The organism is Notoacmeibacter ruber, from assembly GCF_003668555.1.
Taxonomy (GTDB): Bacteria; Pseudomonadota; Alphaproteobacteria; order Rhizobiales; family Rhizobiaceae; genus Notoacmeibacter; species Notoacmeibacter ruber.
Window position 1 is genome coordinate 1,753,543 of sequence record NZ_RCWN01000001.1, and the last position, 17,330, is coordinate 1,770,872.

Sequence of the window (17,330 nt, forward strand, 5' to 3'; positions counted from 1 at the left end):
TATGTCCAAAAATATTATCCTTAAAATTGAGCAATGCAGCGAACAGGAATGCGGTCCGGTTCGCAAGATTATTGGCCTGATAGGGCCAAAGTCGTTCTGTCAGCTCATCGATGCAGCGGACCTCTCTGCGAATCCAAGGTCGGCAAAGAAGGGGGCAGTTACCTCCGACATCGAAACTTCGCTTGCCGAGAAGCCCGAATTGTTTCCTGCGATGACAAAAGGGATTCTAATTGCCGCTAGCAACTACAAAGAATTAGAGCGACAGCGCTATAGACTAACCTTCGAAGATACCGAAGTAGAAGGCCTCCTCGATGGTGGTCATAACGCCTTGGCCACTGGACGCCATGTGCTGACACAAGCTGACATAGATGAAAAGACACTTCGGCGTGCCAAAGATTGGGATAGTTTTTCGACCATTTGGGCAGAAAAGCGCGAGGAAATTTCTGATATTGAGGAACTTCTGGAATTTGAAATGCCTGTAGAAATTCAGGTCCCAGCCAAAATGAGCGATCCTTATGTTGTGTCAGAATTCAAATCTTCGCTGCTCGAAATTGGTTCTGCTAGAAACAATAACGCACAGCTGACAGAGGAAACCAAAGGTAATAAGCAAGGGCTATATGACGATCTAAAATCATTTTTGCCGGCACATATCTCTCAGAACGTCGAATGGAAATCGAACGACGGAGGGCGCATTAAGGTTCGAGAACTCTTGGCTTTAAGCTGGATACCTTTAGGGCTTCTAGAGCTCCCTAATGGAATCCATGTACTTCCAAATCAGATCTATCGCAACAAAGCTGTATGCGTTGACGCGTATAATAGACTCCTAAAGCATCCGGACGTTTCTTCGAATGTTGAGGGTGGATATGACTTTGAATTAACTGACGGCCGAGTAGAGGCAGCGCTTCGTATAGCGGCGGACCTCCCGGATATATATGATTCGCTCTATGCGAAATTTCCTGACGCATACAACAAATCGGGAGGAGCATTCGGCAAAATCAATGCGGTGAGAATGTATGTAGAAGAAAAAACGACGTCGAATGATAAAAAATATCTGAAAAACCCTCCGAGAACACCGTTCCGCCAAGACGAAGTTAAATACACTTGCCCTGATGGATTCCTCATTCCTTTCCTCTACGGGATGCGTTCGCTTATGGCGTTTGGCCCCGATGGTCTTCTGAAATGGGCGGTCGATCCAGATGATTTTATTTCAGAAAAGCTAGTCGACGCGCTGAAAAGTTACAGACTCGCGATTGAGTTGGGAAATTGGGATCCCCAACAGGTTGGCAAGAAACTTAGCGCGTACGATTTCTCCGAGAGTGCCATACGCAATCTGATTTGACTGAAACATGAAGAGGGATGAACTCCCTCTTCATGTATAACAGCACTACCGCGTCAGTCGCTTATACGTCACGCGCTTGGGATTGGCGGCCTCGGGGCCGAGGCGGCGGATCTTGTCCTTTTCGTAGTCCTCGAAATTGCCCTCGAACCATTCGACATGGCTGTCGCCCTCGAAAGCGAGGATGTGCGTCGCGAGGCGGTCGAGGAACATGCGGTCATGGCTGATGATGACAGCGCAGCCGGCGAAGCTTTCCAGTGCGTCTTCCAGCGCGGCCAGCGTTTCGGTGTCGAGATCGTTGGTCGGCTCGTCGAGGAGAAGGACGTTGCCGCCCTCCTTCAGGAGCTTCGCCATATGCACACGGTTGCGCTGGCCGCCGGACAGCGTGCCGACCTTCTGCTGCTGATCACCGCCCTTGAAGTTGAAGGACGAGCAATAGGCGCGGCTGTTCACCTCGTGCTTGCCGAGCTTGATGATGTCGTTGCCGGCGGAAATTTCTTCCCAGACGGTCTTGTTCGGGTCGAGCGCATCGCGGCTCTGGTCGACATAGGACAGATCGACCGTCTCGCCGACCTTGATCGCGCCGTCATCCGGCTCTTCCTGACCGGTGATCATGCGGAAGAGCGTGGTCTTGCCGGCGCCGTTCGGACCGATCACGCCGACAATGCCGCCGGGCGGCAGGCTGAATTCCAGATCGTCGATCAGAAGCTTGTCGCCATAGGATTTCTTCAGACCATTGGCGTCGATGACATTCTGGCCGAGGCGTTCGCCGACCGGAATGACAATCTGAGCATCGCCGGGACGGCGGTCGGCTGCACTTTTGACCAGTTCGTCATAAGCTCGGATACGGGCTTTGCTTTTCGCTTGGCGTGCCTTGGGCGACGACGAAATCCACTCGCTTTCGCTGCTGATCGCCCTTTGGCGACCCTTTTCCTCGCGCGCCTCTTGCGCCATGCGCTTGGCCTTGGCTTCCAGATAGGCGGTGTAGTTGCCCTCGTAAGGAATGCCGCGGCCGCGATCGAGCTCGAGGATCCAGCCCGTGACATTGTCCAGGAAGTAGCGATCGTGGGTGATCATCAGAACAGCACCCGGATATTCGCGCAGGTGCTTTTCGAGCCAGGCAATCGTCTCGGCATCCAGATGGTTGGTCGGCTCGTCGAGCAGCAGAAGATCGGGCTGGCGCAGCAGAAGCTGACATAGCGCCACGCGGCGCTTTTCACCGCCGGACAGCTTGTCGATCTGCCAGTCACCAGGCGGACACCGCAGCGCTTCCATCGCCATTTCGACCTGGCTATCGAGATCCCAGAGGTTCTGGTTGTCGATCATGTCCTGGAGTTTTGCGCCCTCCTCCGCCGTCTCGTCGGAGTAGTTCATCATCAGCTCGTTGTAGCGGTCGAGGATGGCCTGCTTTTCGGCAACGCCGGCCATGACGTTGCCCTTGACGTCGAGCATCTCGTCGAGCTGCGGCTCCTGCGGCAGATAGCCGACCGTCGCGCCTTCGGCGACCCAGGCTTCGCCGGTATATTCCGTATCGAGACCCGCCATGATGCGCAGCACGGTCGACTTACCGGCACCGTTCGGACCCAGAATACCAATCTTTGCATCGGGATAGAAAGAGAGATGAATGTTCTCCAGCACCTTCTTGGCGCCATAGGCCTTGTTCAGGCCACTCATGTGATAGATGAACTGTCGTGCCATGGGGCGGACGTTTCCTGTTTGCGAATGCATGAATGAGATTGCGCCTCACATAGAAGATCGGCGCCAGTCCCGCAACGGCGCGCAGACCCTCTGTGCAGTCGGAAGGGTTTGACCCGCTACGGACTTTCGGCTGATCTGCAGATCCGATCCCGGAGAGACCCATGGTTCAGTCATCGATACAGGAAGAGATATTCCAGTCACCGACTGGCGCGCGGTTGAAGCTCTATGTCGCCACGCCGGATGAGCCGCCGCGAGCGGTGGTGCTGATCTGCCACGGACTGGCGGAGCATGCCGGGCGCTACCGCCCCTTCATGAAGGCACTCGGCAACGCCGGTATCGCCGCCTTCGCGCCAGATCACCGTGGACACGGCCAGACCGAGATCCCGGATACGCCAGCCCACACCTTTGCGAGGGAGGATGGCGCGCGAAAGGTGCTGGATGATGTCGCAGCGGTACGGGCCGAGGCACAGAGACGTTTTCCGGACAGCCCCCTCGTCGTTTTCGGCCATTCCATGGGCGGTATGATCGCCATCAATCACGCCATGAATCAGCCGGAAAAGCTGGCTGGCCTTGTCGTCGCCAATTCCGACCTACGTGGCGGCGCGCTCATAAGTTTGGCCAAAACGGTTCTCGCATGGGAGCGCTTTCGCAAGGGGTCTGATGCCGAGAGCACCGTGCTGAAGGCGCTGACCTTCGACGCCTGGAACAAGCAGATTGGCGAGAATCGCACCGAGGCGGACTGGCTTTCGCGCGATCATAACGAGGTCGACGCTTTCATTGCCGATCCTAACTGTGGCTGGGCGCCGACGGTTTCCCTCTGGCGGGACGTCTTTCGGTTCGTCGAAGGGGGAGCCAACGACGAACGCCTGAAAAACCTGCCGAATGATCTCCCGGTTCTGCTGATCGGTGGCGGCCAGGACCCAGCGACGCGAAAAGCGGCGGCGACACGCGAACTTCAAAAAAGGATGACGAAGACCGGCATGTCGAACGTGACGTTGCGGATCGATGAAGAAGACCGCCACGAAACCCTCAACGAGACCGGGCGCGATAAAGCCATGGCAGACATTATCGCGTGGATGACCCGAGTTCTGAATTGAGCGCCGGGACGCGCCGATCTTCTGACTGATAAGAGCCCGAGCGTCGACGGAGACACCGCGTCCCTGCTCCGGCTCATGGGGAGGGCTTGATTTTCTGGCTCGAAATGTCGAGATAAAGAGAGCAACGTAACACCAGCGCACGTTTTGCAAAGAATGACAGTCAGCACACAGTCGCACTTACAGACCGCAGGATCACCTTGCTGGGCCTCGCGCCTGCGTGACAGGATGCGCGACCATGGCCTGCGCCCGACGCGCCAGCGCATGCATCTGGCAACCTTGTTGTTTACGCGTGGGAACCGGCATGTAACGGCCGAAGAGATTCACGCCGAGGCGCATGGCGAAGGCGTCTCCGTCTCGCTGGCAACTGTCTACAATACGCTGCATCAGTTTACCGAGGCAGGCCTGCTTCGCGTCCTCTCGATCGAAACCAATAAGACCTATTTCGACACGGACGTTTCTGACCATCACCACTTCCTGGTCGATGGCGGCGCGCAATTGTTCGATATTCCCGAAGGGTCTCTGGAAATGGGACGCTTGCCGACCCCGCCCGAGGGTTATGAGATTGCCCATGTGGATGTGGTAATCCGTCTTCGCCGCAAGGACTGAACCACTTTCAGGCATGCCATTCTGGAAGACAGCTCGCGCTAACATTGGCGAGGGCTGGAAAGTTCGTGCGTTTTTAGACAGCTATTCGCAAACAAAAAGCGCCGCCAGGGACGTGGCGGCGCTTTATGATGTCCGGTGCTGGAGGACACCGGATAAAGATCAGTTGGCGATGAGGGAACTATCTGCCTGAGCGTAACGCGAAGACGAAGCCATCTCGATATCGCTATCGAACTCAACGGCAGCGACCAATTCGCCCGCAGGATTGATATCCCAGGTGATCCAGGCGTCTTCTTGCAGCTCGTTAATATTCACGCTGACGCACTTGCCCAGAACAAGAGGAGCAGAAGATGCATTCTGCCTAATCGCGTCGCCCACCTGTGTTTCACAGATTTCCTGCGTCTCGTAGGCTGCCTGAGGCGCTTCAACTTCAGTGCACATGGACATATCGTCCGAGCAAGAAACCAGAAGCATGATCGCTGCGAGTTGTTCCATCACCGTATCTCCTTGCGCCATCAACGGAGCGTAGGCAGATCGGTTCCCATCGAGAAAGTGTTTCTTTTTACTTAACGCGTTAGATGACGGTGGCCGTGAGGTCCGCGACTAGGGAATTGTGGGGCAGAGCGCCTTATTGCGAAACGGTTGTAGCCCTCGCACCACAGTCAAATGAAAGTCGATGCCGATCGCTGTCCTCACGGAAAAGTGATGAAACGGGCCTGCCTTATCGGCCGAGATCACTTTCTCTCAATTCCACTCGTCGATCCATCACGAGAAAGATCATTACGACCGCTTGCCCCCTTTTAAGCAGTGCGCGTCGGCAGAAAGGCCGCGCGCACGAAAGGAATAATATAATCTATATATTTCAAATACTTATAATTTTATTGGATGGGAAGGCAAAAAAAATCGCTCTCCATGCAACCATTTCTCCCTGACCCCGTTTTGCTAGCACACCGGGACAGCCAGCCCCCACATCCCCGCACCCCAATGGCTCTCTCGGCATTCTCCTTCGTTCCCCTCACGAGGAGAGACAAACCGGCTCCGCCTCCCCCGGCGGAGCCGGTTTTTTTATGGCCTTCATGTCGAGACAAAAGAAAACCCGGTGTGGAACCACACCGGGTTGATGAACTTGTCGGAACGGAAAAGAAAAAAGCCGACGATCAGGCTGCGTCGTTCACGCGCTCATTGAAGAAGAGAGCCTGACTGATCAGCGCCTTCACCATTGCCGGATTGAAGGGCTTGGTCACAAGGAAAGCCGGCTCCGGTCGTTCGCCCGTCAGCAAGCGCTCCGGGAAAGCCGTGATGAAGATGACGGGCACATCGGCCGTCGTCAGAATCTCATTCACCGCATCGATACCCGACGATCCATCGGCAAGCTGGATATCCGCCAGGACCATTTTTGGACTGGTCTCCTCAAAGAGCTTGACCGCCTCGCCATGCGTCCGGGCAATGCCTGTCACGGTATGGCCGAGATCGGTGACAAGCTGCTCGATATCCATGGCGATCAGCGGCTCATCCTCGATAATCATGATCGAGGTCGCGACCTGCCGGCTGATCTCTTCGGACGCGCTCGCAAGAAGCGTGTTCAATTCCTCAACATCCTTGTCGAGGATCTCAGCAGCTTCACGAACAGAAAAATTCTCGACCGATGTCAACAGAAAGGCCTGGCGCGGGATCGGCGGAACGTTGGCCAGATTGGCCGCAGCCTTCTGCTCCCACGCAAAGGGCGAAGAAGGTCGAGGCTCGATTTCCACATTGATCTGACTGAAGAGTTTCGCAAAAAGCTTGTAGACGGCGACACGATCTCCACTGGCCTGCGGAAACATCGACACATCAGCGATAAGCGCTTCCAGGACGGTTGCCACATAGGCGTCCCCGGATGCCTGCGATCCAGTCAAAGCGCGGGCGTAGCGGCGCAACAGCGGTAAATGGGCCGCGATGCGTGTGGACAATGACATTATTCTAAAACTCCCCTAAGAGCCGGCGATAACGCGGCAACCGTCCTAATTGTTCCCACCGGACTGGAACTTTCGATCCCCCGCATCATTTAGTGCCAATGCCGGAGGGGCCGCGGGACTGCAAGTATGGCAGCGTACGGCCCGTAACAAGGGATAGGGATGTTTTTGCAAATGAAAGACCCCGCTCCGTCGGAGCAGAATAGCGAAATCTCGAGAAAGCTGCGCTTGCTCTACGACACTGTGCAGGAAGAGGATATCCCGGATAAGTTCTTGGATCTTCTGGAAAAACTCGACCAAGCGGAGCAGGCGTCGCGGAGCACGTCAGATGACAACTGATCCGAAGAAGGAAAAGGGCTCATCAACTGGAGACCTGGCCGAAAGCGCTGTCTTCAAGCGCGATCTGCTGGCCACCCTGCCCAGCCTCCGCGCCTTTGCCATTTCGCTTATTGGCCGACATGACAAGGCGGACGATCTTGTCCAGGAAACGATCATGAAAGCCTGGGCGAAGCAGGAGAGCTTCGAAGCCGGCACAAATATCAAGGCCTGGCTGTTCACGATCCTGCGCAACGAATTTTACAGCCAGATGCGAAAGCGTGGCCGAGAGATTCAGGATAGCGAAGGCACCTATACCGAAGGCCTTTCCACGCATCCGGAGCAATATGGTTCGCTTGATCTGAAGGATTTTCGCAAGGCTCTGGATCAACTGCCCGCCGATCAGCGCGAAGCGATCATCCTCATCGGTGCATCCGGCTTCGCCTATGAAGAGGCGGCCGAAATATGCGGCTGCGCGGTCGGCACGATAAAGAGCCGGGTAAGCCGTGCACGAACTCGCCTTCAGGAAATGTTGGGGGTGGCTGGCGAGGGTGACTACGGCCCCGATGCCGGCAGCGCGGCCGTCACTTCGCGCGCCTTCATTTCGTGAACATAAACGGGCTGCGCTTTTCTGTGCGGGGCGGCGTTCGCGCCGTCCCGTTTTTGTTGAGGCTGGATGACTGACCATGAAGGCAATTGCGGTTCTCAATACTGACGGCGGAACGCTTCAGACGACCGATCTGGATGCGTTCTCGGACCATCTTCGTCGATCGTTCGAGGAGCGCGGCCACGAGATCGAGATCAGACGGGTCGCCGGGGAAGAGATCGTCGAGGCCCTGGAGCAAGCCGCAGATGATGCCGAAATCATGGTTGTTGGCGGAGGTGACGGAACCGTATCGGCAGCGGCTGCAATTGCTTGGAAAAAAGAGCGGGTTCTGGGCGTCCTGCCTGCGGGCACGATGAATCTTTTCGCACGCTCGCTCGGTCTGCCGCTCGACCTCAACGAAGCTGCGGAAGCACTCGCCCAGATGAATATCGGCCCGAGCGATATCGCCGACATGGATGGAAAGGCATTCGTCCATCAGTTTTCTGTCGGCCTGCAGCCGCGTATTGTCGAAAAGCGCAGTGAGATCGAATATCACTCGAAAATCGGCAAGATGGCGGCTTCGACACGAGCCGCGCTCGGCGTGTTTTTTCACCCCACATGGTTTCGGGGCGAATTGAGCACCGATGGCCGCAAGCTGAAAAGCGGACGCTTTGCCGTCATCACCGTAACCAACAATCCTTATGGCGAAGGCCATATGCCTTACGCCGACAAGCTCACGACAGGCCAGCTTGGCGTCTACTGGAGCCGGCCTCTGAGCACTTTCGCCTCAATGCGTTTGACCAAGGACCTGTTACTTGGCACCTGGAAGCGCAATCAGGATTTCAAGGAAGAGGCCGGAGACACGGTCAAACTCCGGTTTTTTGGCAAGATGCACCATGTGAGCGCGTCTTTGGACGGCGAATTGATGGAGCCAAAGAACCCGACGATCATCACCATCCATCCGGGCGGCCTGCGCGCGATTTTCTGTCCCTCCGACGAGAACTCGCAAAGCGATGAAGCCGGCGGCGGTAAAGCCCCGTCACAGCGCGAAACCACAGATGAGAGAAACGCTTCGGACTGAACGGGCCGCCGCAGCGGATGAGAGCGCCCTCGGCCGCCTCAACAATTCAGGTGCAACCGTCGAGAGCTTCGCAAATAAAGGGCGTGGCATAGAGCCACGCCCTTCTTACAGTCTGACCGGTCGCAATCGACGTCAGTTGGCGGGGGCTGTCTCACTCTCCGCGCCGCTATCAGTGCCGAAATCCTCGGCCGGTTCTTCCTGGCCGGTCGTACCGCCAGGAGCCTGATCCGGCGTCGCCTGCGAGGTCGATGCATCGGGGGCTTCAGCAGGATCTTCGATGGCTGGAGATGCCGGCTTCTGCTCGACCTCCTGAACCGTCAGGTCTCCATTGCTCTGCTCGGAAATGGTCGCCGTGCCGTCTTCTTCGGGAGCGATTGCCTGGCCGTAAATTGCGACGAAGAACCAGACGATGAGAGCAAGGGCGATGCTGACGATCATGATCATCAGGATCGGCAAACCGCGACGCCCCTGCTTGGCCTCAGTACTTTGAATTTTTTCGTTCATGAATAATCCTTCAAACTACATCCGTTCCCTGCGGAACGGCCCGATCTCAAAATAACGTGCGGCGAGATAGGAACTTCCTGCAGCCGCCGTCAGCCCCAGAAGAATACGGGACTTGATGATCAGCGGAACCAACGGCACCGCCGCGCCGACAAGCGCAGACTGTCTTGCAGCCCGTTGAGCCTTCTGACGACGCCGTGCAGCCGCATTCATCAAAGATGCCACGACAACCACGATGATCGCCAAAAGCACCAGAGCGCCGGCGACGCCAAGAGCAGCAGCCACCGGGCCGTAGATCTGGCCGATATAGACGATAGCCGCCGTAAGGAGACAGGCCACGGCCAGCAGCCCCAGAACGCCCGCTATCGCATAGGCGACAGCCAGGCGCCTGGCCCGATTGAGACGAATACCCAGCTCCTCCGTCGAAAGACTGGTGAGGAGTGTGACAAGTGAACTCATAAGCGCGTCAGCTCCGCCAGATCACGCCAACAAGAAATCCGACGCCAGCCGCAATGCCGAGCGCCTGCATCGGATTCTCACGGACGCGCTCCTTGATTTCCTCTTCCTTGACACGGAGCTGGTCGGAAAGCTCGTCCCGTTTGTCATAGGCGCGGCTCTGAATATCCCGAACAGTCGAGGTGCCGAGCGATTTGATCGTATCGGTGAGAGACGCCACATCCGCGCGCAGCTGTGCGATCTCGTTCTCGACATCCGCGGTGGTCGTGCCGGTCGCAGGCTTCTTCGCCGCCGATCCGGTGGTGCCCGCCGTTGTGTTTGTCATGGAAATAGTCTCCTTCGTTTTGTTCCATTCGGTGAACGGGGCGATCAGCCTCCGGGTTCCCGTCTTTTTGACCGTAACATAGCGAAAAGCCGGCCAAAATGGCCGGCTTCCCTAAAGGTTCATCCGTGGGACGGATTACTTCAGAACAACGCTGTCAGGATTGTTCTCATATTCCTCTTCCGAGTACTCGGCCTGCTGGTCGAGCTGCTCTTCCGTGAACTTGGTGAAGATTGCGAAATCATCCGATTCCGGCTGCTTCATGAGCTCGACGGCGTCCGGCGAAATCGCGACAGGCTTTTCGCCAATACCAAGGAAACCGCCAACATCGATCACATAGGCTTCGATCGACTTGTCTTCGCCAAGAATGACGTCACCGATCTCACCAAGGCTCTCTTCGTTCGAACCGTAGACGGTTGTGCCGATCAGGTTTTCAGCCGAGATGCTCTCCATATCGGCCGGCTGCATGCCTTCGCGAAGGCTCGGCTGCTCAGCCGCTGCCTGCTGGTCGGTGGTCATTGTCTCACCATCGGCCGGAACGGTCGGAGCTGCGGCCTGGTCGTTCTCGACCATCGGCTCGGCTGTATCGCCTTCCGTCTGATCGGTTTCAGCAGTCTCTTCACCGTCCATTGCCTGGTCGGTTTCCTGAGCAACCTCGTCGCCAGCCTCTTCGGTTTCCTGGGCAACTTCGTCGCCGGCTTCTTCCGTCTCCTGAGCGGCTTCATCGCCAGTCTGTTCGGCGGAAGCGGCCGCGTCTTCAGCGCCTTCTTCCATTTCCTGGCCAGCATCGGTGTCAGCAGCGTCGGCTGCTTCCTGATCGTTCATTCCCTCAGCGGAATCGCCAGCCTCGGTGCCATCCATCTGCTCATCGGGCTCGAGCATCGAAGCATCGAATTCCTGCATCTGGTTGAGCTCTTCGCTGGTCGTATCAGCAACGAGCCATTCTTCATTGTCGCGCATTTCCATGCTGATACGATCAAACGGCAGTGCGACCGTCTTGTCGCCAATTCCAAGGAAGCCACCGACGGAAACAACCACACCGTCAACCTTGCCCGACTGATCGAGGATGACATCCTCAACGTCGCCGATTGCTTCGGCATCGTCATTTGCAGAGGTGTACACGGTCTTGCCAATGAAGTTCGATGCAAGAACATCATCTTCATTGATATCCGAGCTCATCTGCGCCGATGCGCCTTCGGTCTGCGTTGTGGAGGAAGCCTCCATCTGCTGCTGATCAGCCTCCGGCTGTTCGGCAGCATCCTGAGCCATCACCGGAGCGGTCATAAGCGCGGCGATAGCAGTCGTTGCAAACATCTTGCGTAGCATAAATACCTCCTAATTTTCAGGCGGTCGTAGAGGCCAATTTCGGCCTCCTTCGTCATGATCAATTAATTTTAGCGACCGTTGCCCGAATAACGTGAGACCCAATTCTTGGTTCCAAACCAACACCACGTTTCTTCATAATAATCAGCGGTGATATCATTTTATATGCAGCGGCATCTTGATGCACGCACGGACCCCCGATGCATTTGGCTCGATATCCACCGTCGCCCCGATCACCTTGTCGAGGCTGCGGCGGATAAGAAGCAGGCCGAAGCCATCCTCCTCGAGGCAGGAAGTCGATCCGCCCTCTTCCTGCCAGTCGATGCATATCGATTTGCGGCCCTCCTCCTCGGAGGAGATTTCGGTGAGAACATCGACCGTCCCGCGCCGACCCGAGAGAGCGCCATGGCGCAACGCATTCGTCGTCAGTTCATGGACGATCAATGCAAGGCCCACCGATTCTTCGGCGCCTATCATGGCGGACGTGCCGGAGATCGTGACCCGAGAGCGTTTTTCGCCAAGCAAGGGATCGATCTGCTGGCTTAGAAGCTCTTGCACATCCACCGCCTCCCAATCCTGTTCGGTCAGCAGATGATGGGCGTTCGACAAGGCTTGAAGTCGACCTGAGAACGCGGCGTTGAATTCTTCTGCATTGGCCGAACGTCGCATGGTCTGGCCAGACAGGCTCTGAAGCATCGCAAGAGTGTTGCGCACCCGGTGGTTCAGTTCCTTGAGCAACTGCCTGCGCTTTTCTTCAGCGAGCCGTCGGTCCGTAACATCGATCATGACACCAAAGACGGTCTGATCCGATGTGGTCTCCTGAGGCAGTTCCAGCACACGCCCAAACACGTTGAGCGTACGACCACCCTCGATGAGCGGTGCCTCGACGGAAAATTCCAGTTCGCTTTCCAAGCCCTTCGAGACGACCGCCATCAGACGGCTGCGATGGGAAGGGAGGATCGCTGCAGCGACGTCATCGATCGTCGGGCGGGCCGTAGCTTCAAGGCCAAGCATCCGACGAAACAACTCGTCTCCTTCGAACGTGTCAGTCATTCTGTTCCACGTCCAGGTCGCGATGCGGGCAGCACGCAGCGCAAGATCGTGCCGCCGCTGACTGCGCGCCAGATTGAGCGCCGTCTGCTCTGCACGCCTTTCCGACTCCCGGCTCATGATCAGCGCGCTCGCAACTTGCGACAGATGGCTCATCATTTTTTGAAAGGATGGATCGAAATCCGAGCGCGGCTCACGGCCTGCCACACAAAGGGAGCCGATCAACTCCCCTTCGAGAAGGACCGGAAACCCAGCATAGAACCGCAACTCCGGCTCGTGCCTAACGAGGTCATTCTCGCAGAAACGATCGTCGGCGAGCAGGTCCTCGATGATAAAGGGCTCAATCGTCTCGCCGTGCAGACCGTGAAGGCCATGCAGAAAGATCGACTGTTCGAGCGGAATCTCGCGGTTCTCGAAACGATGACACCCGACCATTCGCTGATGGTCGGCGTAGAGAAACGAAAAGAATGCGTAGTCTGCATTGGCGGCGAGGCTGGCGGCGTCGCAGAGCGCAGCCAGATCAGGATCGTCATCGCGAACGGCAAACATTTTCCGGTTGACGACGTCCAATCGAATGGGGTCGTTCAATCGCTCCAGAACATCGCTTGATAAGGCCTGCATGACCGACGCTTACTCCCTGGTCACTGGGTGGAACCCAGACCTGCAGTGAACACGAGAAAGCGCGCGTCAGCGGGGATAGCATTCCTGCCGCGCTGCGATCGTCTTCAATGCAGTCCACCTGGCACAGCCTCCGCCGAACGCTCGGCGCTTGTCCCGGCGGTTTTTATTTTCAAGTTACTCCACTGCAGACAATGTGAGATAATCGCGTTGGTTCCCGATATCGACGCCTGCGCGCCTCACCGCCGGGCTCCTCCAGCGGAATCATGCCGCCATCAGCCGAAAGCGAATATTGGTCTCAGCCTTCATGAATATCCTCTCGATCCTTTCCCTCATCGATATTGCGGCGCTTCTCCTGTTTTTCGTGCTGTGGCTGGCTTTTGGCTGGCTCGTGGAGCGCTCACGCTATGCGTCCCGTACGCTTTCGATGCGTATGAGCGTGGAAAGAGCTCACTGGATGGAAGCCATGGCCCAGCGTGATCTCAGAATGATCGATACCGGCATCATGGCCGGGCTGCAGCAAGGCACGGCCTTCTTTGCATCATCGGCGTTGATTGCGATTGGCGGTGCGTTCACATTGCTGGATCAGGAGCGGGGATTTACCGCCTTGGCCGAAGAACTGCCTGAGATCACCTCCAGCGAGCCGCATCTCTTTCAGTTCAAACTGCTCGGTATGATCGCCATTCTCGCCTACGGCTTTTTCAAATTCGCTTGGTCCTACCGTCTGTTCAACTACGCTTCCATCCTGATCGGCGGGGTGCCGAACGTGGCCGACGCACCAGTTCGCGAGCGTCGACTGCAGGCGCGCAAGGCAGCCGGTATGAACATTGAAGCAGGCCGCAATTTCAACGCCGGCCTTCGCGCCATCTTTTTCGCGCTTGGCTATATCGGCTGGTTCGTGAGCGGCTTGACCTTCATATGCGCGACGGTCTTCATCACCGTTGTCCTGATACGTCGGCAGTTCAGTTCCCCGGCTCGCATCGCCGTTCTCTTTCCAAGACTGGCGGATGAAGAGCGTGACGAAGAAGGAACGCCCGCATGACGCTTCCCCGCCGCAAACTTCTTTTCGCAGGTGCCGGTGCCACGCTGGCCGGTCTTCTCGGTTGGGGCCTCGCGCCTCGCAGCAATCCTTACTATCAGGGGCCCGTCACCGACCATTTCGACGGAGAGCGGTTCTTCAATCCCGGCAGCCCGATGACCACGGACCTCGGCGACTTCATTCGAATGCGCTGGTCGGAGGATAGCGCGGAATGGCCGGACAATTACCCAGCAGGGCCGAAGGACATACCACCGGCACGGGTCGAGGGAGAAGGACTCCGTGTGAGCTTCGTCGGCCACGCGACTTTTCTCATTCAGACTGCAGGCCTGAACATCCTCACCGATCCTGTCTGGTCGGAGCGTGCATCGCCTTTTTCATTTACTGGGCCGAAACGCGTCAACGCGCCCGGCATCGCCTTCGATGACCTGCCGAAGATCGACATCGTCCTGCTGTCCCACAATCATTACGATCACCTGGATGAGGCTACGATCGGCCGTTTGGCCCAGCGGGACAATCCCCGTTTCATCGTTCCGCTCGGCAATGACACTATTCTGCGTTCCATCCTCCCGGATATCGCCGTCGAAGCCTTCGATTGGGGCGGCAAGACCGTTATCGAGAATGGATTTACGATCCAGCTTCACCAATCGCACCATTGGTCGGCACGCGGGGTCAAGGACAGACGCATGGCGTTGTGGGCGGCCTTTTCGCTGCATGGCCCGGCCGGGAACATTTACTTCGCGGGCGATACGGGCTTCGGCGACGGTCATCATTTCCGTGCCGCCCGACAAGAAGCCGGGCCGTTCCGTTTGGCGCTCCTGCCGATCGGCGCTTATGCGCCGCGCTGGTTCATGAGCTATTCGCATCAGGATCCCACAGAGGCCGTCGCGGCCTTCGAAATTCTTGAAGCTGAACAGGCGCTTGCCTATCATTGGGGAACGTTCAAGCTGACGGCCGAACCCGTCGACGAGCCACCTAATCTGTTGGTGGAGGCCCTTAAAGCAAAATCATTTGATAAGAATCAGTTCCTGTCGCCCCGTCCGGGTGATATCTGGGAGACAAGTTAAGCCGCTGGCACCTTCGTGCAAGCGTCGATATAGTTACAAAATCTTGCCCCCTGAACCGGTCGATCCCATGCCCCTGCCCAAATTGAGTGCCGACACACCCAAACATCTGCAATCCACTTATCTGGAAAATGCGCGCCGAGCAGCGGATTACCTGAAAGCGCTTTCACACGAATCTCGCCTGATCATTCTTTGCATTCTCTCTCAGGGCGAAAAGTCCGTCTCCGAGCTTGAGACTATCCTACAGATGCCCCAGGCGGGCGTCAGCCAGCAGCTCGCTCGTTTGCGTGCCGACGCACTCGTCGGCACGCGGCGTGAAGGCAGAATGATTTTCTACTCCATTGCCGACCCCGCCACCTCCAAGCTGATCGAACACATCTACGATATGTTCTGCGGTGACGAACCGGCGGATGCGGCGGAAAAGTCGGCGGCGGAATGAAAAAGCGCCGGGCCCTTCGGACGCCGGCGCTTCGATCTTGAAATGCAGCAACGCTACTTGTTCTTGAAGCTCGGCTGCCGCTTCTCGATGAAGGCGGCCATGCCTTCCTTCTGATCTTCGGTCGCAAACAGCGAATAGAACAGCCGCTGCTCGAACAACAGGCCTTCTGCCAGCGTCGTTTCCTGAGCCCGGTTGACCGCTTCCTTGGCGACCATGACCGCAGGGCGTCCGAATCCGGCAATTGCCTGCGCAGCCTCGATTGCGGTTTCCATCAGGCTTTCCGGCGGCACGATCCTCGATACCAGTCCGGAACGCTCGGCTTCTTGCGCATCCATCATTCGCCCCGTCAGGACAAGATCCATGGCCTTCGCCTTGCCGATGGCGCGTGTCAGCCGCTGCGTCCCGCCCCAGCCGGGGATCACGCCGAGACGTATCTCAGGCTGGCCGAACTTCGCCTTTTCCGATGCGATCACCAGATCACACATCATCGCGATTTCGCAGCCTCCGCCCAATGCAAAGCCGTTGACAGCGGCGATGATCGGTTTGCGCACGCGCGTCAGGCGCGTCAACTCGTTCATCTTGCTGTTCATGAACATGTCCATGTAGCTGCGCTCGGACATCGCCTTGATATCAGCCCCGGCAATGAACGCCTTCTCGCCGCCACCGGTGATAATCATGGCGCCGATCCGCTCGTCGGCGTCAAATGCCTCGACAGCTTCCACCAGCCCGTCGATCACTTCATCATTCACGGCGTTTAGCGCCTCTGGCCGGTTGACGGTCAGAATGCCAACATCCCCTTCCGTGCGGGTTTCGACGACTGCCATGTAAATATCTCCCTATGATTCCGCGAGTAGCTCTAGCGGCAATGGTTGACCTATCACCGGTCGCCCGCAAGCCTCAATGAGGGCGCTACAATCAAATTGTTTCGACGATCTTTCAGATAGTCTTGTGCGATCCGTTCGGCCTGTCATCGAAGCCGCCGATGCTGAGACCGGTATGGTCGCCGAAATCGGTATGAGACGCGAAGTCAGGGCGTTCGATCTCTCCGCAGGACCAGACCCTCTGCAGGGCTTCTTCACTCAGATAGAGATAGCCCGGGTCGAATTGAGCGAGCTTCCAGAGGCCACCGAGATCGCTGATCTCAACGGTGTTATCTCGGAAGGTTGCAAGGCCGCGCTCTCGAAGCTCACGCAGGACGCGGTTGGTGTGAACAACAGTCAGGCCGGATACATCGGCGAGATCGGCCTGTGTAAGCCCCAGTTCAAAGGACGTCCCATCGGAGAGCCCTACACCTGTCATCCGCGCATGACACTCGCAGAAGAAGTGGGCAACCCGTGAAACCGCTCGAAGTCGTCCCAGGCGCCAGACCCATTTGCGATGAAGCGCTGCGTCCAGAAGGGTTGCGAACCAGAGCTTCCTCATGATCGAGGGCGACTCATGCTGCAAGGCTTCCAGGTCGGAATGGCGGATCAGCGCGACGCGCACATCGGTCAGCGAGCCGACATCGTGATCCAGCGATTTCAGTGGATAGGCATGCAGATCCAGAAAATCGCCAGCAAAGTGGATCGAAAGAAGCTGACGGCGACCGCTGCTATCATCGAGAAACCGGGAAATGATCCCCTCAAGACACAGCATCGAAAAGTCCAGCTTGTCGCCGTGACGGACGAGTGTATGCCGCGCCGGAACAAGCCTCTCCTCCAGCACGATCTCGGAAAGCACGGCCTTCTCTTCATCGGTCAACTGACCGTGATCGCGTCCATTCAGCAGATAGGGCCCGACATTATAGCTCGATCGATGGCGCTCAGAGCCGCCCTTACCATCGATTTGTACAGACATACTCTCGCTCCCCTCGG

The 17,330-nt window shown here is 57.1% G+C and carries 19 protein-coding genes; 9 read left to right on the forward strand and 10 right to left on the reverse strand.

Annotated features, from left to right (window positions below):
• The first annotated feature begins 1 nt into the window (after position 1).
• On the forward strand, positions 2 to 1,339 hold the full coding sequence (locus D8780_RS08325) for a hypothetical protein (RefSeq protein ID WP_121645174.1): 1,338 nt from the start codon (positions 2 to 4) through the stop codon (positions 1,337 to 1,339).
• 45 nt (positions 1,340 to 1,384) lie between these two features.
• Here D8780_RS08325 and ettA read toward each other — a convergent pair whose 3' ends face one another.
• Positions 1,385 to 3,034, reverse strand: a complete 1,650-nt coding sequence (gene ettA / locus D8780_RS08330) for an energy-dependent translational throttle protein EttA (protein ID WP_121645175.1) — start codon at positions 3,032 to 3,034, stop codon at positions 1,385 to 1,387.
• Between the two features lie 161 nt (positions 3,035 to 3,195).
• On the opposite strand from ettA, the gene D8780_RS08335 reads away from it, so the two are divergent.
• Complete coding sequence (locus D8780_RS08335; RefSeq protein ID WP_121645176.1) at positions 3,196 to 4,131, forward strand: alpha/beta fold hydrolase; 936 nt, start codon at positions 3,196 to 3,198, stop codon at positions 4,129 to 4,131.
• Positions 4,132 to 4,284: 153 nt separating this feature from the next.
• Positions 4,285 to 4,737 carry an iron response transcriptional regulator IrrA gene (irrA, locus tag D8780_RS08340; protein WP_121645177.1) on the forward strand — a complete coding sequence of 151 codons (453 nt, stop codon included), beginning with the start codon at positions 4,285 to 4,287 and terminating at the stop codon, positions 4,735 to 4,737.
• 159 nt (positions 4,738 to 4,896) lie between these two features.
• Here irrA and D8780_RS08345 read toward each other — a convergent pair whose 3' ends face one another.
• A complete protein-coding gene (locus D8780_RS08345) occupies positions 4,897 to 5,229 on the reverse strand; it encodes a hypothetical protein (protein ID WP_121645178.1) in 333 nt (110 codons plus the stop codon).
• Between the two features lie 662 nt (positions 5,230 to 5,891).
• A complete protein-coding gene (locus D8780_RS08350) occupies positions 5,892 to 6,689 on the reverse strand; it encodes a response regulator (protein ID WP_121645179.1) in 798 nt (265 codons plus the stop codon).
• Between the two features lie 171 nt (positions 6,690 to 6,860).
• Here D8780_RS08350 and D8780_RS15750 point away from each other — a divergent pair, with 171 nt between their 5' ends.
• From D8780_RS15750 to D8780_RS08360, 3 genes are all read left to right on the forward strand, one after another.
• Complete coding sequence (locus D8780_RS15750; protein ID WP_425373626.1) at positions 6,861 to 7,025, forward strand: NepR family anti-sigma factor; 165 nt, start codon at positions 6,861 to 6,863, stop codon at positions 7,023 to 7,025.
• Complete coding sequence (locus D8780_RS08355) at positions 7,015 to 7,611, forward strand: RNA polymerase sigma factor (RefSeq protein ID WP_199699571.1); 597 nt, start codon at positions 7,015 to 7,017, stop codon at positions 7,609 to 7,611. Before D8780_RS15750 ends, D8780_RS08355 begins: the two co-directional genes overlap by 11 nt.
• Positions 7,612 to 7,687: 76 nt before the next feature.
• Positions 7,688 to 8,668: a diacylglycerol/lipid kinase family protein gene (locus D8780_RS08360; protein ID WP_121645180.1), complete on the forward strand. Its 981-nt coding sequence runs from the start codon at positions 7,688 to 7,690 to the stop codon at positions 8,666 to 8,668.
• A gap of 132 nt (positions 8,669 to 8,800) precedes the next feature.
• Here the strand turns inward: D8780_RS08360 and D8780_RS08365 are convergent, their stop codons facing one another.
• The 5 genes from D8780_RS08365 to D8780_RS08385 all read right to left on the reverse strand — a co-directional run bounded on the left by D8780_RS08365 (position 8,801) and on the right by D8780_RS08385 (position 12,941).
• Complete coding sequence (locus tag D8780_RS08365; RefSeq protein ID WP_121645181.1) at positions 8,801 to 9,172, reverse strand: hypothetical protein; 372 nt, start codon at positions 9,170 to 9,172, stop codon at positions 8,801 to 8,803.
• Positions 9,173 to 9,187: 15 nt separating this feature from the next.
• Positions 9,188 to 9,628: a hypothetical protein gene (locus tag D8780_RS08370; protein WP_121645182.1), complete on the reverse strand. Its 441-nt coding sequence runs from the start codon at positions 9,626 to 9,628 to the stop codon at positions 9,188 to 9,190.
• A 7-nt stretch (positions 9,629 to 9,635) separates the two neighbouring features.
• Entirely contained in the window at positions 9,636 to 9,950 is a 315-nt protein-coding gene (locus D8780_RS08375; protein ID WP_121645183.1) for an ElaB/YgaM/YqjD family protein, read from the reverse strand.
• 135 nt (positions 9,951 to 10,085) lie between these two features.
• On the reverse strand, positions 10,086 to 11,273 hold the full coding sequence (locus D8780_RS08380; protein ID WP_121645184.1) for a PRC-barrel domain-containing protein: 1,188 nt from the start codon (positions 11,271 to 11,273) through the stop codon (positions 10,086 to 10,088).
• Positions 11,274 to 11,426: 153 nt separating this feature from the next.
• Entirely contained in the window at positions 11,427 to 12,941 is a 1,515-nt protein-coding gene (locus D8780_RS08385) for a sensor histidine kinase (RefSeq protein ID WP_121645185.1), read from the reverse strand.
• A gap of 304 nt (positions 12,942 to 13,245) precedes the next feature.
• Between D8780_RS08385 and D8780_RS08390 the strand changes: the two genes are divergently transcribed.
• The 3 genes from D8780_RS08390 to D8780_RS08400 all read left to right on the forward strand — a co-directional run bounded on the left by D8780_RS08390 (position 13,246) and on the right by D8780_RS08400 (position 15,477).
• Positions 13,246 to 13,980 (forward strand): DUF599 domain-containing protein, encoded by a 735-nt coding sequence (locus D8780_RS08390; protein ID WP_121645186.1) that lies wholly within the window; start codon positions 13,246 to 13,248, stop codon positions 13,978 to 13,980.
• Complete coding sequence (locus D8780_RS08395; protein ID WP_121645187.1) at positions 13,977 to 15,041, forward strand: MBL fold metallo-hydrolase; 1,065 nt, start codon at positions 13,977 to 13,979, stop codon at positions 15,039 to 15,041. Before D8780_RS08390 ends, D8780_RS08395 begins: the two co-directional genes overlap by 4 nt.
• Before the next feature lie 67 nt (positions 15,042 to 15,108).
• Positions 15,109 to 15,477, forward strand: coding sequence for an ArsR/SmtB family transcription factor (locus D8780_RS08400; protein WP_121645188.1), 369 nt, complete (start codon positions 15,109 to 15,111; stop codon positions 15,475 to 15,477).
• 53 nt (positions 15,478 to 15,530) lie between these two features.
• Here D8780_RS08400 and D8780_RS08405 read toward each other — a convergent pair whose 3' ends face one another.
• Together D8780_RS08405 and D8780_RS08410 are read right to left on the reverse strand one after the other, a co-directional pair.
• Positions 15,531 to 16,301: an enoyl-CoA hydratase gene (locus D8780_RS08405; protein WP_121645189.1), complete on the reverse strand. Its 771-nt coding sequence runs from the start codon at positions 16,299 to 16,301 to the stop codon at positions 15,531 to 15,533.
• 112 nt (positions 16,302 to 16,413) lie between these two features.
• On the reverse strand, positions 16,414 to 17,313 hold the full coding sequence (locus D8780_RS08410) for a Crp/Fnr family transcriptional regulator (RefSeq protein WP_121645190.1): 900 nt from the start codon (positions 17,311 to 17,313) through the stop codon (positions 16,414 to 16,416).
• Between the last annotated feature and the right edge of the window lie 17 nt (positions 17,314 to 17,330).

What these genes read in the sequence shown, in the direction of transcription:
- D8780_RS08325 (WP_121645174.1), top strand. Translation starts at nt 2, where the DNA reads ATGTCCAAAAATATTATCCTTAAAATTGAGCAATGCAGCGAACAGGAA.
- ettA (WP_121645175.1), bottom strand. Translation starts at nt 3,034, where the DNA reads ATGGCACGACAGTTCATCTATCACATGAGTGGCCTGAACAAGGCCTAT.
- D8780_RS08335 (WP_121645176.1), top strand. Translation starts at nt 3,196, where the DNA reads ATGGTTCAGTCATCGATACAGGAAGAGATATTCCAGTCACCGACTGGC.
- irrA (WP_121645177.1), top strand. Translation starts at nt 4,285, where the DNA reads ATGACAGTCAGCACACAGTCGCACTTACAGACCGCAGGATCACCTTGC.
- D8780_RS08345 (WP_121645178.1), bottom strand. Translation starts at nt 5,229, where the DNA reads ATGGAACAACTCGCAGCGATCATGCTTCTGGTTTCTTGCTCGGACGAT.
- D8780_RS08350 (WP_121645179.1), bottom strand. Translation starts at nt 6,689, where the DNA reads ATGTCATTGTCCACACGCATCGCGGCCCATTTACCGCTGTTGCGCCGC.
- D8780_RS15750 (WP_425373626.1), top strand. Translation starts at nt 6,861, where the DNA reads ATGAAAGACCCCGCTCCGTCGGAGCAGAATAGCGAAATCTCGAGAAAG.
- D8780_RS08355 (WP_199699571.1), top strand. Translation starts at nt 7,015, where the DNA reads ATGACAACTGATCCGAAGAAGGAAAAGGGCTCATCAACTGGAGACCTG.
- D8780_RS08360 (WP_121645180.1), top strand. Translation starts at nt 7,688, where the DNA reads ATGAAGGCAATTGCGGTTCTCAATACTGACGGCGGAACGCTTCAGACG.
- D8780_RS08365 (WP_121645181.1), bottom strand. Translation starts at nt 9,172, where the DNA reads ATGAACGAAAAAATTCAAAGTACTGAGGCCAAGCAGGGGCGTCGCGGT.
- D8780_RS08370 (WP_121645182.1), bottom strand. Translation starts at nt 9,628, where the DNA reads ATGAGTTCACTTGTCACACTCCTCACCAGTCTTTCGACGGAGGAGCTG.
- D8780_RS08375 (WP_121645183.1), bottom strand. Translation starts at nt 9,950, where the DNA reads ATGACAAACACAACGGCGGGCACCACCGGATCGGCGGCGAAGAAGCCT.
- D8780_RS08380 (WP_121645184.1), bottom strand. Translation starts at nt 11,273, where the DNA reads ATGCTACGCAAGATGTTTGCAACGACTGCTATCGCCGCGCTTATGACC.
- D8780_RS08385 (WP_121645185.1), bottom strand. Translation starts at nt 12,941, where the DNA reads ATGCAGGCCTTATCAAGCGATGTTCTGGAGCGATTGAACGACCCCATT.
- D8780_RS08390 (WP_121645186.1), top strand. Translation starts at nt 13,246, where the DNA reads ATGAATATCCTCTCGATCCTTTCCCTCATCGATATTGCGGCGCTTCTC.
- D8780_RS08395 (WP_121645187.1), top strand. Translation starts at nt 13,977, where the DNA reads ATGACGCTTCCCCGCCGCAAACTTCTTTTCGCAGGTGCCGGTGCCACG.
- D8780_RS08400 (WP_121645188.1), top strand. Translation starts at nt 15,109, where the DNA reads ATGCCCCTGCCCAAATTGAGTGCCGACACACCCAAACATCTGCAATCC.
- D8780_RS08405 (WP_121645189.1), bottom strand. Translation starts at nt 16,301, where the DNA reads ATGGCAGTCGTCGAAACCCGCACGGAAGGGGATGTTGGCATTCTGACC.
- D8780_RS08410 (WP_121645190.1), bottom strand. Translation starts at nt 17,313, where the DNA reads ATGTCTGTACAAATCGATGGTAAGGGCGGCTCTGAGCGCCATCGATCG.